Origin of the sequence: Sphingobacterium psychroaquaticum (assembly GCF_004421025.1) — a bacterium.
Lineage (GTDB): Bacteria > Bacteroidota > Bacteroidia > Sphingobacteriales > Sphingobacteriaceae > Sphingobacterium > Sphingobacterium psychroaquaticum.
The window spans coordinates 1,991,530-2,006,581 of the sequence record NZ_CP038029.1; the positions used below are offsets into that span (position 1 = coordinate 1,991,530).

Genomic DNA, 15,052 nt, shown 5'->3' on the forward strand with positions numbered 1-15,052 from the left:
ATGAAAAATATTAAAAGATTCTTTATTCCATCTTTATGTGCAGTAGCATTACTTAGTATAACAGGCTGTACGAAAGATTTTGTTGATATCAATACAAACCCAGCGACCTATGGCTCTACAAATTTTGATGCCAACTATACGTTAAGTAGTGCTCAATTAAACTATACTGGTAGTATAGATTTTGCTTATGATACATGGCGCGCTAATCTTATTTATTCCTCAGGGATGATTCAAGGAATGTCAACGGTTGTTAGTTATTGGGCCGGTGATAAATATATGTTGAATGAGGGGTATACAGCAGCATATTGGGGAACTTCAGCGGTGGGAGCGTATATTGAACAAGTACGTTTTATCGTTGATGTGATTGAATTTACAAAAGACAAACCAGAAGCTTCCAATCTATATAATGTGGCACGAATATGGAAAGCAGTTATTTTCTCTCGCCTATCTGATATTTATGGTGATGTCCCTTATTCGGAGGCAGGATTGGGGTACTATAAAAAAATCTATACTCCGAAATATGACAAGCAGCAAGATATCTATAACGATATGCTGAAGGAGTTGGATGAAGCATCTCAATCTTTTAAAGATGGTGGTGATTTTGTAAAAGGGGATATCATTTATGGAGGAGATTTGAACAAATGGAAACGTTTTGCAAATTCCTTTATGTTACGTTTAGCTATGCGCTTAGTTAAAGTTGATGAGGCAAAAGCTAAAGAATATGCGGCGAAAGCGGTGGGAAAAACTTTTACTTCGAACAGTGATAATGCACTAGTGAAGCATTCACGCGCAGGAGCTCGGGTTACACAAAATCGAAATAGTCAGGTCCTGTTAGGTGATGGAGGGTCAGAGGCATATTACACAAAATGGTCTAAAACATTTATTGATTTTCTAAAGGCACATAAGGATCCACGACTAGGGAAAATTACGGTAACTAACCTATATTTAAAAGAAAGTGATAAAGATGAAGCCGGTCAAAATCCAAACTTTAGTATGGATCCTGCTGTTCAGAAGGGAATGCCGAATGGGAAGGACTTAGGTTCAAATCCGATATTTAACGTTAAAAGCGATCCAAATTGGACGACTTTTAGCGATTATTCATCTCCTCATCCTGTTATGATTGCTAGGGAGGCCCCAACATTTATTTTGACATATGGTGCTACGGAGCTTTTATTGGCAGAGGCAGCAGTCCGTTGGGGAATAGGAGGTAGTGCGGAGGATCATTATAAGAACGGTGTAAAGGCTGCCATAACAAATGTGGGTCAGTACTCGGAAAAAATCGCAATATCTGACGCGGCGGCAGATGCTTGTCTTGCAGCAAATCCGTTTAAGCCTGCTGAGGCTTTAAAACAAATAAATACACAGTATTGGGGGCATACCGTATGTCAATTAGATTTTATTGAAACATGGTCTAATTGGAAACGGACAGGTTATCCGGAGTTAGTAATGATTAATTATCCTGGAAATGCTACAGGGGGAACAATTCCGCGTCGTTTCCCGTATCCAGTTTCTGAGGTGTCGGAAAATGGCGTCCATTACAAAGAGGCAGCGGCAGCTGTTCCTGGCGGCGATAAGCTGACAGGACGTGTATGGTGGGATAAATAAATATTACCCATATAATAATTTATTGGCTCAGCGGGTTTTATTTCTGCTGGGCCAGTTTTTATATCTTTGCTATTATTAACCTAAAATAAATCGCATGCGAATTCTATTTACTCTTGCCGTAGTTTCATGTGTTGCTTGTCAACCAAGCGAACCCGCTGTTAACCAGAACACGCTAACGGGTAGCTATCGTCTTTTAGAAAGTACGACCATCAAAGGAAAGGATACTCTCTTTAATAAGGTTGATACCACAAAGACGGAGATGATCAAGATGTTCAATGAAAGCCATTTCTCGTTTACGAATCACGATCGGTCGAAAGGTGTGGACAGTACCGCTTTATTTGTTAGTGGAGCTGGTCGTTATTTTCGAGATGGAGATAAGTATACGGAGTTATTGGATTTCTGTAGCTACCGACCATGGGAGGGTAAGCAGTTCGAGTTTACTTTGGAGATTAAAGGTGATACACTGGTACAGCACGGTGTAGAGGAAATACCAGAGTTGGGTGTTAAACAACATATAACTGAAAAGTACATTAAATTAAGGTAATGTACTTTTCAATGTGTGATTACACGTTTTTTTGCGCGTAGATGAGAATCCGTTTAAAGGCATAGAACGCAGGAAGCTGCGGATATGCCTCTTTTATTTTTTGCATAAAAGCTGCTGTAAAGAGCGGCTTTTGTTGTTCTGTTAGTCGTTCCAGATAGGGGATAAGAGCCGACCCGCTGATGAAATTAAATAGCTCCTGATGACTATTGGCAATAATAGGATACACCTTTTGCGACAACTGTATATCAACCATGTTACCATCAAATAACATTTGTGCATATGCATCGAGTGTTAGGACGGAGGATTGCCTATTCCAGCCAGAAAGCCACGATTTGTAAGGAGCCTCATCCGCTAATTCTCGCAGCAGGATGTTTAACATATTTTCATTCTGTAAAGGCATCTGCACGGCAAATTGACCGCCCGGTTTTATGCGGTCAAGGAGAGCCGGGAACAATTCTTCATGCTTATCAGCCCATTGCAATGCCGCATTGCTAAATATTAAATCCCATTGTTGCTGACTGTGTGCTGTCTCTTCTATGGTTGCCTCTTTAAAAAGAACCCGATCACCGACGTATCCGGAAGACTTCTGGAGCATTTCGGGAGAGGAGTCAACCCCTATAAAAGAGAGGTTGGGAAAACGGTTTGCTAAGATAGCCGTTTGCTCACCTGTACCGCAACCGATATCGATGGCCGTACCTTTTGTATCTTCTTTTAGAAGTGAAGCGAGGTCATAGAACGGTTTATAGCGTATATCTTTAAATTGATTGTAAATTTCAGGATTCCAAGCCATAAGTTGTATTTTATATAGAAATACAAAATACAACTTATCCTTGTTTTGCACAAGCCTGGTAAAATTTTCCTTGAAAGCTATTGGTCAGATTAATCTTATTAATCTGCTAACCATGGTATATTACTGTAGGTTAAATATATCTGCGTTAGGCTTTTGCTTTCTTTCTTCTATTAACGATAAGATACGTGATGTAAAGAATAACAAGCCAGATAGGGATCAATTCAACCGATATTTGAAGACCGGTAAACCACATCATAACCAATACACCCACCAAAAAAAGTAAACTCAGATAGTTACTTATCGGGTAGAATAGGGTAGGGAACTTCGGCTTTTCTCCACGCGCAATGATACTTCTTTTGAAAAATATATGTGTTAAACATATCATGATCCAATTGATGACCAAGGAAGATACAACAAGGCTCATTAGTACGCCCAGTGCCTTTTCAGGCATTATTTTATTGATTAGGATACAAACGGCAACCAACGCTGCTGATACCAGTATCGCATTAACGGGGGAATAATTTTTGTTTAAACGCTTTAAAAACTTCGGTGCATTACCTTGTTCAGCCAAACCGAACAACATACGGGAATTACTATACACCGAACTATTGTATACGGATAAAGCTGCTGTAAGAACGATTAAATTGAGGACATTAGCAATAATATTTGTGAAATAATAAGTATTGCCGAACAACTCAAATTGCATTCCCTTTAAGCTGGCGAAAACTTCGACAAAAGGACTTGTATCTGGAGTTATCTGACGCCAAGGCATCAAGGAAAACAAAATGACCAAAGAGCCAATATAGAAAATCAGGATTCTCCATAATACCTGATTCGTTGCTTTTGGAATATTCTTTTCTGGGTTTTCAGCCTCAGCCGCCGTAATGCCCACAAGCTCCAAGCCACCGAAAGAAAACATAATCATAACTAATGCCGCCAGTAGTCCTTGATAACTTCCGCCATCACCCATAGAAAGCCACCCTTTCGGGAAGAAACCTCCATCATTTACTAAATTAGAGATAGTTGCTTGTTCGCCTCCTTTTCCTGTTATCAAAAGGTAAGTCCCGAAGATAATCATGGCAATAATGGCAACTACTTTGATGATGGAAAACCAAAACTCCGTTTCTCCATAAACTTTAACGGAAGCAAGATTTACCACATTGATAACAATAAAGAAGAAAAGACTGGAAACCCACAATGGTATTTCAGGCCACCAGAATTGAACATAATAACCAATAGCAGTAAGCTCCGCCATACTCACAAGGAGATAAAGTACCCAGTAATTCCAACCTGAAGCGTACCCTGCAAAGGATCCCCAGTATTTATTAGCAAAGAAGCTGAAACTTCCCGAGACAGGTTCTTGCACTACCATCTCACCCAATTGTCGCATAATAAAGAAAGCAACGATTCCTGCGATGGCATAGCCTAATATTACAGAAGGGCCTGCTAAAACAGCTGCCTGTCCGACTCCCAAAAATAAACCGGTTCCTATCGCGCCACCAAGGGCAATTAATTGAATATGTCTATTGCTTAAGCCACGCTTAAGTTTTGTGTTTTCTGAAGAATTTTCCAATTTTTAATTTAGATTATTGTCTGTTATTTATACTGTTTTCGGCAAAGCCAACGAGCTCATCCCAATAGGTTCCAAGACGGCGGGTATAGATCATAAGCTGATAATCATTGCCGGTTTGAAAGTGTGTGCCCGAAAAGAAATCGGTCTGTATTTTGCCGGATTCATCTTCTAACACATACTCGTAATCATAGAGCCCTTGCTTGAGCTTCAATGTAATCTGCCATAGCTTATCCTCCACATTATATGTTAATTGGTTTTCTACGGAACGTTGGTAATCATTGAATCCACCTACAATATAGACCTTTCCTTTGAAGTCTCTTTTGTTTTTTAACGAAAAGGTCACGTGTGCATAATCACCTTCTGTATTCTGATCCTCTAAATCCCGGTTACGGATGAAGAAACGACCATTTTCATCAAATGTCGCGGCATAGGTTTGGTCATATTTATCTTCATCGATTAAGACTTTTACTTCAGCCAGAGAGTCTATTTTTATTTTTTGAACGCCTTCAGCAGCTAAACGGAAACTCCGTAGGTCCACGAAACGAAATTCGTTGTTTCCCTTGAAATCTAATGTTTCTGCGTTGCTATATTTGATTTCATTTCCAGAGAAGAAACTAGGCGTCTGAAGCACCATTTGATAGTCATCCCGCTGGTTTTGTTTGACCAATAGTGTTAAGTCTCGCTGCGGGTTATTTATAGTCAAACCTGTTTTAAGTGTAACATTAAGTTTCTGGTTTTTTAATCTATTGGCGACCTGTAGGGACGATTGTATATTGCTGCTTATATTAACCAGATTATTTAACACATAGAAGCGACGTGTTAAAATCAATCGCTCCTTATCTGCATCTTCATACACCTTAAGAAGGTAGTTTCCTGCTAATTTCGGCTTAAGATACTGCGACGGGAAGGAGAGTGAATAATTTGTATAGGGTTGCAAAGTTCCTTTCGATGCGGTGAATTGTTCTAGTCGGTCCTCGTTAAATCCATCTACGTAATCAAGCACGGAGGCACGACTTGGTGTCCAGTCCTGATTGCAATGTTCAATGCTGAAATAAAAGTTTCGTATGTCGGCACGTAAATCGTCGAAGGATAACAATAGTAAATCGTTGCTGCCCAAAACATAGATGGGAAGTTTATTCTCCTTGCCTGTTGGGTAGAACTGTACCGTCTTAATAGAAGGTAGGTACGCCTTGTTGCTATACACGAGCTCCTGTCGGGGAGACCGTTCGAATTCCTTCTTTTCCTTTTTCTTTTTTTGAGCTAGGACGGCTGTCGTGCTGCATACAAGAAAGAAAAGAAAGGCCTGTTTTAGCACCTGATGTATCTTCATATTGTAAAAATAAAAAAACCGCTGATAAAGCAGCGGTTTTTATGATATTTCTATTTTGCTATTAGCTTTCCGATACTTTTTGCTAGGTTTTTATCCACGGTAATGTATCCTGGGTAATAAATGTTTTTGCCAGCCAACTTAAAGGAAGGCTTGATCTTTAAAACGAGAAAACCTTCACCCTTTCTCGTGAAAATCTCATTCAGCACATTGTCGATGCCATTTTCTTTGGCGGTATCAAAAATGTTGGCTTTGAATGTTAACGGAACGATAGTACTCTGTCCTTGTGCTAAATTGATGTTTTCATCTACGGTACCTTCAAAAAGAGGCTTTCCTTGGATCTCTATTAGATACTTAAAGGAGTTGATTACTGTTTTTGCACTATTGGGGTTTGACACTTTCATGTTAACACGTGCCTCCAATGGTAGATCTTTTGTTAGCATAGCCATTGCTACAGCTGGTAACGAGGATAGGTTAACACTTCCTCCGTTCATGAAGGACTCCATGCCTTTCCCTGCTAAACGGACATTCTGAACGGATTCTACGTCGTAGTCGCACTTCGCTAAGTTTGCTACTTGATCTTTGTTGATTGAACAGCTGCTGATTATCAAAGCAGTAACTGATAACACGATTAATTTTAATTTCATTGTTATGTGATTATTTCTTTTTTCCGCCAAAACCATATAGGACGCCAAGTGTAAAAACAGCATTACCTGCTTTCAGGTATTCATTGCTCATTACATTGATATTAAATCCGTTGGTGTACTGTAGTTGAAAGCTTTTGTTAAGCTCCATTCGTGTAAAAAACAATGGTTCAATAAACAAAGCTTCCTCTTTTGTTGCCGTTATATCATTAATTGTAAAATCGGTCATAGCTATCCGACTTACACGGATGGCTGTGCCATAGCTCAATGCTCTTTTCTTTCCAAAAAGATTTAACTTATCTTTCTTTGTCGAGGAATAGTTTACCTGCAAGAAGATTTTGTCGAAATCCATTTTGCGTACGTCGACGGGTTCCATCCCCGTCATGCTTGCCCTTCGATCTTCATCGTGCGATTTACCAATCCCATATCCTGCATAAACTTCCAATACCTGTCTTTTGTTTTTACCGACCTTGGTAAAATAGCCAATTCCGCCTTCTACTAGCTGTTGTTTAAACAAATCATTGCTGTGTATACTGTTGCCATTTTCGATAAAAGAACCATTAGCAATGAAAGCGAGGTTTTTTGCAAATGCAACACCTGCATTTCCACTTATATTACCTTTTATATTACTATGTGCCGCGACGTAAACCTCTCCACGCTCTTTAAACATAGGCGTGGCGGGAACGTTGGGCATATAGATCGAACTACAGCTACTAAAGCAAGCAAGTACGGCTAAACAGGCTAAGGGGTAGAAGTATTTTAAATGCATATCGAATCAATAGTTACAGTCCAATGTTAATTATTGTGCCAACATTTCGTTTTAAAAGCTATAGAGCCACTTTTAGCATAGTTTAACAACTTGTTTTAACCTGTTGTTGTTTTGCTTTAATGTATTGTTAAATGATTCCGGCTTTAATCAACTCCTGCTCCATCTCCTGTTGAAGCTTTTGGGCTTCCTCTCGTGCTTTTTCTGCAAAGTCTTTTCCCTTGGAGGCATAAATAATTCCACGTGTACTATTCACTAATAGACCACAGTCTTTATTCATTCCATATTGACAGACGTCTTGTAGAGAGCCACCTTGTGCGCCAACTCCAGGTACCAAAAGGAAGTGCTCTGGGGCATGTTCACGTATCTTTAAGAATGCTTCTCCGCGGGTAGCGCCTACAACATACATGATATTTTCTGGACTCCCCCACGTATTTACCTTATCGATAACATACTCGAAGAGTTGCGTATTCTCCTTATTTTCAAAGTTCTGGAAGTCTTTGCTTCCTTGATTTGAAGTTAGGGCCAAGACAATCGCCCACTTGTTCTCAAATTCAAGAAAAGGCGTTACGGAGTCGTTCCCCATATATGGAGCAATGGTGATCGAATCAAAACCTAAACCAGATACTTTTTCATCAAAAAAAGCTGTCGCATACATCTTAGATGTATTTCCAATATCGCCACGCTTAGCATCAGCAATGCTAAAGCAGTCTTTTGGTAATGCTTCCCATGTCTTTTGAAGTGATTGCCACCCTTTAATGCCGTAGCTCTCATAGAAAGCTATATTAGGCTTGTACGCAACACATAAATCTTCGGTTGCATCGATGATGGCTTTGTTGAACGTATAGATCGGATCTTCTTCCCCTAAAAGGTGTTCCGGAATTTTGGTAATATCCGTATCTAAGCCGACACATAAAAAGCTCTTCTTCGCTTTTATTTGCGCAACTAATTCACTTCTGGTCATTCTTCTACTTATTAATCAGTTCGGTAATAAAATTATATACTTCTTTGCGCGAATAGTCGGCCATCCCTTCGTGGTGTGCCGCGATATTGCCTGCTTTATCCAGGATAACGGTGGTTGGAATAGATTGACCAAGCCAATTTGCCGGTATTTCGGTTGCCGGATAGTAAATCGGTAGGTCAAGTTTTCCTTCCTTTAGAAAAGCATGTGCACCTTCTTTATTCTGCTCAATTTCGACCAGCATAAATACAACCTGATCGTTACCCGCAAATTTTTCTTTTAACTGCTGGATAGAAGGCATCTCTGCTTTACACGGCGGACACCAGGTTGCCCAAAAGTTCAAAAACACAACTTTTCCTTTTAAATCGGAGATATGGGTGATTTTATCGTTATCGTCCGTAAAAGAAACCTCCGGTTGGTTACTGGCGGGCTTGTTCTCCGTTGATGTAGCTTCTGCTTTAGGTGTTTCTAAATTCGGTTTAAACAAACCTATTTTCATTAAACCTTGTTGGATCCACATCCGACTGGTGGGAACAACGAGAGCAATAATTAAAACGCCAAACAATACATTGCTGGCTATTTTCCATACTTTCTTTTTATCGGCCATACTGCTTTTTTTAGGTGTCGTACTTCTCTAATTGTTTGAGCAAGGTAGCAAAATCTTTAGGATATGGGGCTTCAAAATCGTAACTCTTACCTTCGATTTTAAAGCTTACAGCCTTAGCATGCAGCGCAAAACGTTTCATGATAGGAAGTTCTTCTTCATCTTTGGATAGCGTAAAGCCACGCTTCTTGATTTGCGATAGATAGACCGGCTTACCACGATACATCTCGTCGCCTACGATCGCAGCATGCTGCGTTGCCAGGTGGATACGTATCTGGTGCATGCGTCCTGTGATCGGTTTACACTCCACTAGCGTGTAATGTTTGAAGTACTGTAAGGAATTAAAGATGGTCTCAGCCTGTTTTCCATTAGCACGGTCGATCGAAACATTCTTGTTCCCTTGGTTTAGGATAGGTAGATCAACGAGCAGGTTATCAAAGGTATGTGTGCCACCAATAATCGCATGGTACACCTTGTTTACACGGCGACGTTCGAACTCGATGGATACCAAACGGTAGGTTTCCGGATTTTTAGCAATCAGCAATAAACCCGATGTATCTTTATCCAATCGGTGACAAACTTGTGCGTCTGGGTGATATTTCTTGGCTAAACGAAGAATATTGACCTCTCCACCATTGCGGTCATCCAAGGATGCGACGAAGGGTGGTTTATTGATAACTATTAGATTATCATCTTCAAAAATGATGAGATCCTGAAATTTTGGAAATTTAAATAAGCGAGTTTCTTTCTCTTGCATCCGACAAAAATACAAAAAAGTGAGGAAGTAATCGTTTACGAAGCTCTTAAAACTTGTAAGTATAGCCAATCCGTGCAACTTGTGTTTCAGAAATCCTTTGCATTGAGAAAAACATGTACTTTTCCTTGTTAACTCTATTCTGGTATTTAGCCTTAAATTATTTGGGGAAAGAAGGTAATGGTAAATTGGTGACGTTTTTGGCTATAGGTATAGCTTAGCTGCCAGTGGTTATATTGACATATTTCGTAAGCAATAGCAAGGCCTAATCCGGCTCCTTGCCGATTGTCATGTTGCTTTGCAAAGCGCTTGAACAGTTGTTTGTCATCGAGCGCTTGTGTGCCGCCATTTGAAACCGATAAGGTTGTTTCATTGAGAATGATAACAATCGTACTGGACGGTTGGGCATGTCGGATGGCATTTATTAACAGATTCTGTATAAGGATTTCGAACAGGTAGCTATCACCTTTGATCGCAGGAATACCCTGGATGTCAAATTGAATCTGTAGCACTTTTCCTTCGATGAAATCCTGGAACATATCGATTGTCTCTTCTACGATAGGTCCTGGGTCAATTGGTTTCTTCGTTTGAAATTGCTCGTTCTCAATCTTTGTTAACAGGAGTAAGTTCTTATTAAGTCGGGCAGCACGTGATAAGGAGTATTGCATATCTTCGACTAAGGTATACTGTTCTTCGGTAAGCTGCTTGTCTTGCAAAAAGAGATCGAGCTTTTGTTTAAGAATAGCTAAAGGAGTTTGTAACTCATGGGATGCATTTTCGGTAAACTCTTTCTGCGATTGATAGGTCTTTAGGCTTTGCGATATCAATTTTTCAAGTGCGACATGGAGTTCGTGAAACTCCTTGATATCTGTTTTTTCAAACGTGAGTTGTTTTTGGTTGTTGAGCTGAAAGTCTTTCAAGCGATCTAAGGTGCGGTGGAAGGGCTTCCAGATTTGCTTGGACAGCCGTTTGTTCAGTAACCAAAAACCGAGTACTAAGACAATGAAGAATAGAAGGGTCACGACCGCGATGTAACCAACGGTCTCTTCGGTTTCTTCGACATTGGTTTCTACGGTTAGTGCAAAATGTTGATCATTGATTTGTATGGTCGTGATGTATCCACGGAAGCGATTGACTTTATCGCCTCCAAATTTTTCGTAATACGGATTTTGGCGATATATGGAGTACGTACTGTCTTTGGCCAATGGCTTTTCAATATAGTCGATATGTGTGCCGGGCTGTATCTCATTCCAAAAATCGATGCTTTCTTTGAGCTTTTCGGTGTTTATTTTCTGTTCATTGAATTCGATCTCTACGCGTTGCGCTATTAATTGGTTGTTTTCATCCAACTCATTGATCCAGATCCAGTCTACCAGGAAGAAGTAAACAGGAATACTGGCTGCCAAGACGATGAAAGCATAGATGGTGAAGGGGGTAAGGGTTTTTGTTAATAGATTTTTCATGCTTCCCACTTGTAGCCGCTTCCGTAGATTGTTTTTAAGAAAGATGGCGTTCCCGCCTCCGCTAGTTTTTTCTTTAGGTTTTTTACATGGGCATACACAAAATCATAATTATCTAGCATATCGGCAAAATCTCCTGATAAGTGTTCGGCTAGTGTGTTCTTGGAAATCACTTTATGTTTATTGCCGAAGAAAAATAATAGCAGATCAAATTCTTTTTTCGTCAATGTGATGGGCGTATCGTTATAGCGCACCGTTTTGGCAAGCAAATCTATGTGTAGACCATCCTGATGTACAATATTGGTGTTCTGGAATTGCTTTCGACGGATTATGGAGAATATACGTGCCGCTAGCTCTGGCAGGTGAAAAGGTTTGGTGAGGTAATCGTCCGCTCCAATATGAAGGCCTTCGATACGATCATCGAGTGCATCTTTAGCCGAGATGATAATGATGCCTTCGTCGCGGGGCTCTTTCTTTAACTCCTGCAAGAGTTGCATCCCTGAACCATCAGGTAGCATGATGTCAAGCAAGATACAATCGTATGTATGATAACTGATTTTATCTATTGCTTCTGCATAATTGTAGGCGACTTCACAACGATAACTTTCGTTTGATAAGTAACGTACCATGCTGTCCGCTAGGTGAATCTCGTCTTCTACGATTAAGATCTTCATCATCCGAATGTACGAAATCAATTTTGAAGTAATTTATTGTTTGGCCCCATTTATTAAAGCTTTTTCACAAAGCCTAAACCATATTGATGACCGCTGATTACAGGGTAGAATAATAACTTATTTGATTTTTCTGTTTGATGGAGTAAACGCGAAACTTTCGGATATAACCAGTAGGTGAGTTCGGTCGAAGCGATTCCAAAACCAGCACCAGCGACGACATCACTGACCCAGTGTCGGTTGTTTACCACGCGATAAGCGCCCGTGAAAATGGCAAAAGGATAGCCGGATAAGCTCAACCAAATATTGGTTTCTTTGTATTCTTCGAATAGAAATTGGGCGGAAGCAAAAGCCGTTGTTGTATGTCCGGATGGCCATGATAGGTTATTGCTGCCGTCAGGACGAGGTTCTTGAACAATTAGCTTTAAAGGAATGGAGATGGCGGCTGCCATAGCTTGGCTGCCTAAGAAAAGAAGGCTGCGATCTCGAAAGTTGTGCTTCCCCGGGATTCCGGCCAGGTTGTATGCATAAACCATGGCGGCTGGCATATATTGAGTGTAGTTATCCCACTTTGTGCCAGAAACTTGATGTTCAAATAGCTCATCCTGTGTGGATGTATTTAGCTTCTTTAGCCCGGGGATCTTTAGTCCCGCAATTCCATAGCCAACCAAAACAGCCGGTGCAACAATGCGTGGCCACGTAAAATGAAAGTCAGACAAGGTGTCTTGTTTAGGCATGATCGTGATACTGGGCTGTAAGGAATCGATCTGGATGGGAGATGCAGAAGTGGGGATGGTGTGGGCACTGACGGCGTGAAGATGTAGAAGGATGGTGCTAATCATCCAAAATGAAACAGACCTCATGGTGTTAATCCTATTTTAATGGTACGTTGACTTGTGTAATTTGAGGCAAACGTAAAACGCAATTCTGAATAAATTCTGAAGAATGAAAATCCTTCAACTCCTGGCATGGAATCGCCATTATTGTTTTGCAGAGCCAACCAAATTTATCTATGTTTGTTAATTCTAAAAATAAGAAGCGATGTCAGTAAATAAAGTTATAAAGCGCATTACAACGAGTACAATTCAGGCGATGAAAGCCCAAGGTGAGAAAGTTACTATGTTAACAGCTTACGATTATTCGATGGCTAGAGCATTGGATGAAGCGGGGATTGATGTGTTGTTGATTGGAGATTCTGCAGCGAATGTTTTTGCAGGTTATGAGACAACATTACCTATCACGTTGGATAATATGATTTATCACGCGAGCGCGGTTGCACGCGGAGCGAAGCGCGCTTTAGTATTGGCGGATTTACCTTTTGGCGAATATCAAGGGACAGCGGAGGATGCTTTTAAGGCAGCGGTACGTATGATGAAGGAATCAGGCGTACATGCGTTGAAATTAGAAGGGGGAATAGAAATAAAAGAGAATATTAAGAAGATTGTGGATGCTGGTATTCCAGTTTGTGGACATTTAGGCCTTACACCACAATCAATCAATAAATTTGGAACTTTTGGTGTGCGTGCGCAAGATCAAGCGGAAGCGGACAAATTGAAATCGGACGCCTTGATGTTACAGGAAATTGGTTGTTTTGCCATTGTATTGGAAAAAATTCCGGCCGCATTGGCGAAAGAAGTAAGTGATATGTTGGATATTCCTACGGTAGGTATAGGTGCTGGAAATGGTTGTGATGGACAGGTTCTTGTCGTCAACGACATGTTGGGCTTTACCAAGGATTTTAAACCGAAGTTCTTACGCCAGTATATGCAGATGTATGACGGTGTGGTGGAAGCTGCAACGCAGTACGCCGCTGATGTAAAAGCAGGAAGCTACCCGAACGAATCTGAACAGTACTAAATCTTTGTATGAAGTTTCTTTGGATTATTATCCTAGTCGGGATTTTGGTGTATTTTATTGCGCGTCGTTTTTTTATGGGCGGACCAACGACGGCTGTCGTGAGGGCAACTGCAAAGAATGGATACCGTCTCGTCGACACAAATGCACAGGTTATCAGTCAGGTTACTAAAAATACAATGACGACAGTGGGCATAGGTCTAATTCTTTTTCTTGTTGTTCTTTTACTGGGACTTAAGATTAAGATTATTTGGATTGCTTTGCCTTTGACCTTGTATCTGATGGGGCAGTTCTTTGTCTATACGAATCACATTAAAGCAACGAAAGATCAACGTGTTTTCTTTGACCCAACAACTAATGACGTATTAGTAGATCGCCTAAAAGAAGACGCACTCCGGTTTAATTTACTGCGTGATGTGATCGAAGTCACTGAAGTGAAGTCAGTACAAAAGAATAAAGGTGTCTTGTTTGGTTATTATAGGCTAAGGTTGCAGCGGGATGTGGTGGTGGTTCCTTACTTGATTGAACTAAATCCGAATCCGAATAATAAAGCTTTTTTTGAAGTGCTGAATGCTACGTATAAGATTCAGGTCGAAACGAAGTTGTTTCCAATTGTGTAGTTCTTTGTAAAGAAGTGATGAGTGGGACACGAACTATTTATAGGGTAGGGCACGAGCCACAGGCTCGCGCCAGCGAAGAGAGAAAGTCGTCATTGCTGGTGCGAGTCTGCCTGTGGTAGGCAGGCTTTCAGCTCGTGTTCTACCAAGCTTTTCCAAAAACGCCTTAAAAGCGAATCTTCCGTATTGCCCAAGTCAAGGTATCTACAATTAACCAAGCATTACGCAACGTGGGAAGACCCACGATCACCTTCAGCGTTTCTTGCGCCATCATCAACCCTAAAATACCAGGTGTTGTCCCCATAACTCCATTCAGATCGCAACTTGGAACGTCATCAGGGTGAGGTGGCTCTGGAAAGATAGCGCGTAAATCTTTACTGCCCTGGTAATTGAACACCGCCATTTGTAGTTCGAAGTTTAATATACTACCATAAACCAAAGGTTTTTGTTGCGATAAGCAGGCATCATTAATGAGATACCGTGTTTCGAAATTATCACAACCATCTACTACTATATCGTATTCCGATATATAATCGTTTACGGTTGCTGCCGTAGCACGTTCCGGAATCGGGATGTAGTGCACCGCACTACTTAAGGAACGTAGTCGTAAAGATGCGCTTTCTACTTTATAGCTGCCTATACTTTGCTCACTGTGTACCACCTGCCGGTGCAGATTGTGTATTTCTACACAATCAAAATCCATGCATGCAATCGTTCCTACCCCCGCTGCCGTGAGGTAAAGTAAAATAGGAGATCCCAATCCACCAGCACCGATAACTAAAACCTTGGCCGAACAGATCTTCTTTTGCCCTTCAAGACCAATAGCTGGTAAGGATATTTGTTTTTTATAACGTAATATTTCTTCTCTAGTCATGTTGATGT

Annotated in this window: 16 protein-coding genes; 4 read left to right on the forward strand and 12 right to left on the reverse strand. The window is 40.7% G+C overall.

The window, feature by feature from the left end:
• Both E2P86_RS08250 and E2P86_RS08255 read left to right on the forward strand, forming a co-directional pair.
• Window positions 1–1,605, forward strand: a complete 1,605-nt coding sequence (locus E2P86_RS08250; RefSeq protein WP_134432295.1) for a SusD/RagB family nutrient-binding outer membrane lipoprotein — start codon at window positions 1–3, stop codon at window positions 1,603–1,605.
• Window positions 1,606–1,699: 94 nt separating this feature from the next.
• On the forward strand, window positions 1,700–2,149 hold the full coding sequence (locus tag E2P86_RS08255; RefSeq protein WP_085472895.1) for a hypothetical protein: 450 nt from the start codon (window positions 1,700–1,702) through the stop codon (window positions 2,147–2,149).
• Window positions 2,150–2,168: 19 nt separating this feature from the next.
• On the opposite strand, the gene E2P86_RS08260 is transcribed toward E2P86_RS08255, so the two are convergent.
• The 11 genes from E2P86_RS08260 to E2P86_RS08310 form a co-directional block, all read right to left on the reverse strand.
• Window positions 2,169–2,939 carry a methyltransferase domain-containing protein gene (locus E2P86_RS08260; protein ID WP_085472896.1) on the reverse strand — a complete coding sequence of 257 codons (771 nt, stop codon included), beginning with the start codon at window positions 2,937–2,939 and terminating at the stop codon, window positions 2,169–2,171.
• Window positions 2,940–3,084: 145 nt separating this feature from the next.
• Window positions 3,085–4,512, reverse strand: coding sequence for an amino acid permease (locus E2P86_RS08265; RefSeq protein WP_134432297.1), 1,428 nt, complete (start codon window positions 4,510–4,512; stop codon window positions 3,085–3,087).
• Between the two features lie 13 nt (window positions 4,513–4,525).
• On the reverse strand, window positions 4,526–5,842 hold the full coding sequence (locus E2P86_RS08270) for a type IX secretion system plug protein (protein ID WP_134432299.1): 1,317 nt from the start codon (window positions 5,840–5,842) through the stop codon (window positions 4,526–4,528).
• 50 nt (window positions 5,843–5,892) lie between these two features.
• Window positions 5,893–6,486, reverse strand: coding sequence for a hypothetical protein (locus tag E2P86_RS08275; protein WP_134432302.1), 594 nt, complete (start codon window positions 6,484–6,486; stop codon window positions 5,893–5,895).
• Between the two features lie 10 nt (window positions 6,487–6,496).
• Window positions 6,497–7,177: a hypothetical protein gene (locus E2P86_RS08280; RefSeq protein ID WP_234991200.1), complete on the reverse strand. Its 681-nt coding sequence runs from the start codon at window positions 7,175–7,177 to the stop codon at window positions 6,497–6,499.
• Window positions 7,178–7,379: 202 nt separating this feature from the next.
• Window positions 7,380–8,213 (reverse strand): orotidine-5'-phosphate decarboxylase, encoded by an 834-nt coding sequence (pyrF, locus tag E2P86_RS08285; protein WP_134432304.1) that lies wholly within the window; start codon window positions 8,211–8,213, stop codon window positions 7,380–7,382.
• Window positions 8,214–8,217: 4 nt separating this feature from the next.
• Window positions 8,218–8,817: a TlpA family protein disulfide reductase gene (locus E2P86_RS08290; RefSeq protein ID WP_085472901.1), complete on the reverse strand. Its 600-nt coding sequence runs from the start codon at window positions 8,815–8,817 to the stop codon at window positions 8,218–8,220.
• Between the two features lie 10 nt (window positions 8,818–8,827).
• Window positions 8,828–9,571, reverse strand: coding sequence for an RluA family pseudouridine synthase (locus E2P86_RS08295; protein WP_085472902.1), 744 nt, complete (start codon window positions 9,569–9,571; stop codon window positions 8,828–8,830).
• A gap of 152 nt (window positions 9,572–9,723) precedes the next feature.
• Window positions 9,724–11,031, reverse strand: coding sequence for a sensor histidine kinase (locus E2P86_RS08300; protein ID WP_134432306.1), 1,308 nt, complete (start codon window positions 11,029–11,031; stop codon window positions 9,724–9,726).
• On the reverse strand, window positions 11,028–11,702 hold the full coding sequence (locus E2P86_RS08305; RefSeq protein WP_085473054.1) for a response regulator transcription factor: 675 nt from the start codon (window positions 11,700–11,702) through the stop codon (window positions 11,028–11,030). Before E2P86_RS08305 ends, E2P86_RS08300 begins: the two co-directional genes overlap by 4 nt.
• Window positions 11,703–11,755: 53 nt before the next feature.
• Entirely contained in the window at window positions 11,756–12,562 is an 807-nt protein-coding gene (locus E2P86_RS08310) for a phosphatase PAP2 family protein (RefSeq protein ID WP_085472904.1), read from the reverse strand.
• 178 nt (window positions 12,563–12,740) lie between these two features.
• Here E2P86_RS08310 and panB point away from each other — a divergent pair, with 178 nt between their 5' ends.
• The gene (gene panB / locus E2P86_RS08315) at window positions 12,741–13,556 is read left to right on the forward strand and encodes a 3-methyl-2-oxobutanoate hydroxymethyltransferase (protein ID WP_085472905.1); all 816 of its coding nucleotides are present in this window, start codon (window positions 12,741–12,743) and stop codon (window positions 13,554–13,556) included.
• An 8-nt stretch (window positions 13,557–13,564) separates the two neighbouring features.
• Complete coding sequence (locus E2P86_RS08320) at window positions 13,565–14,173, forward strand: hypothetical protein (RefSeq protein WP_085472906.1); 609 nt, start codon at window positions 13,565–13,567, stop codon at window positions 14,171–14,173.
• Between the two features lie 163 nt (window positions 14,174–14,336).
• Here E2P86_RS08320 and E2P86_RS08325 read toward each other — a convergent pair whose 3' ends face one another.
• A complete protein-coding gene (locus tag E2P86_RS08325) occupies window positions 14,337–15,044 on the reverse strand; it encodes a HesA/MoeB/ThiF family protein (protein WP_134432308.1) in 708 nt (235 codons plus the stop codon).
• Between the last annotated feature and the right edge of the window lie 8 nt (window positions 15,045–15,052).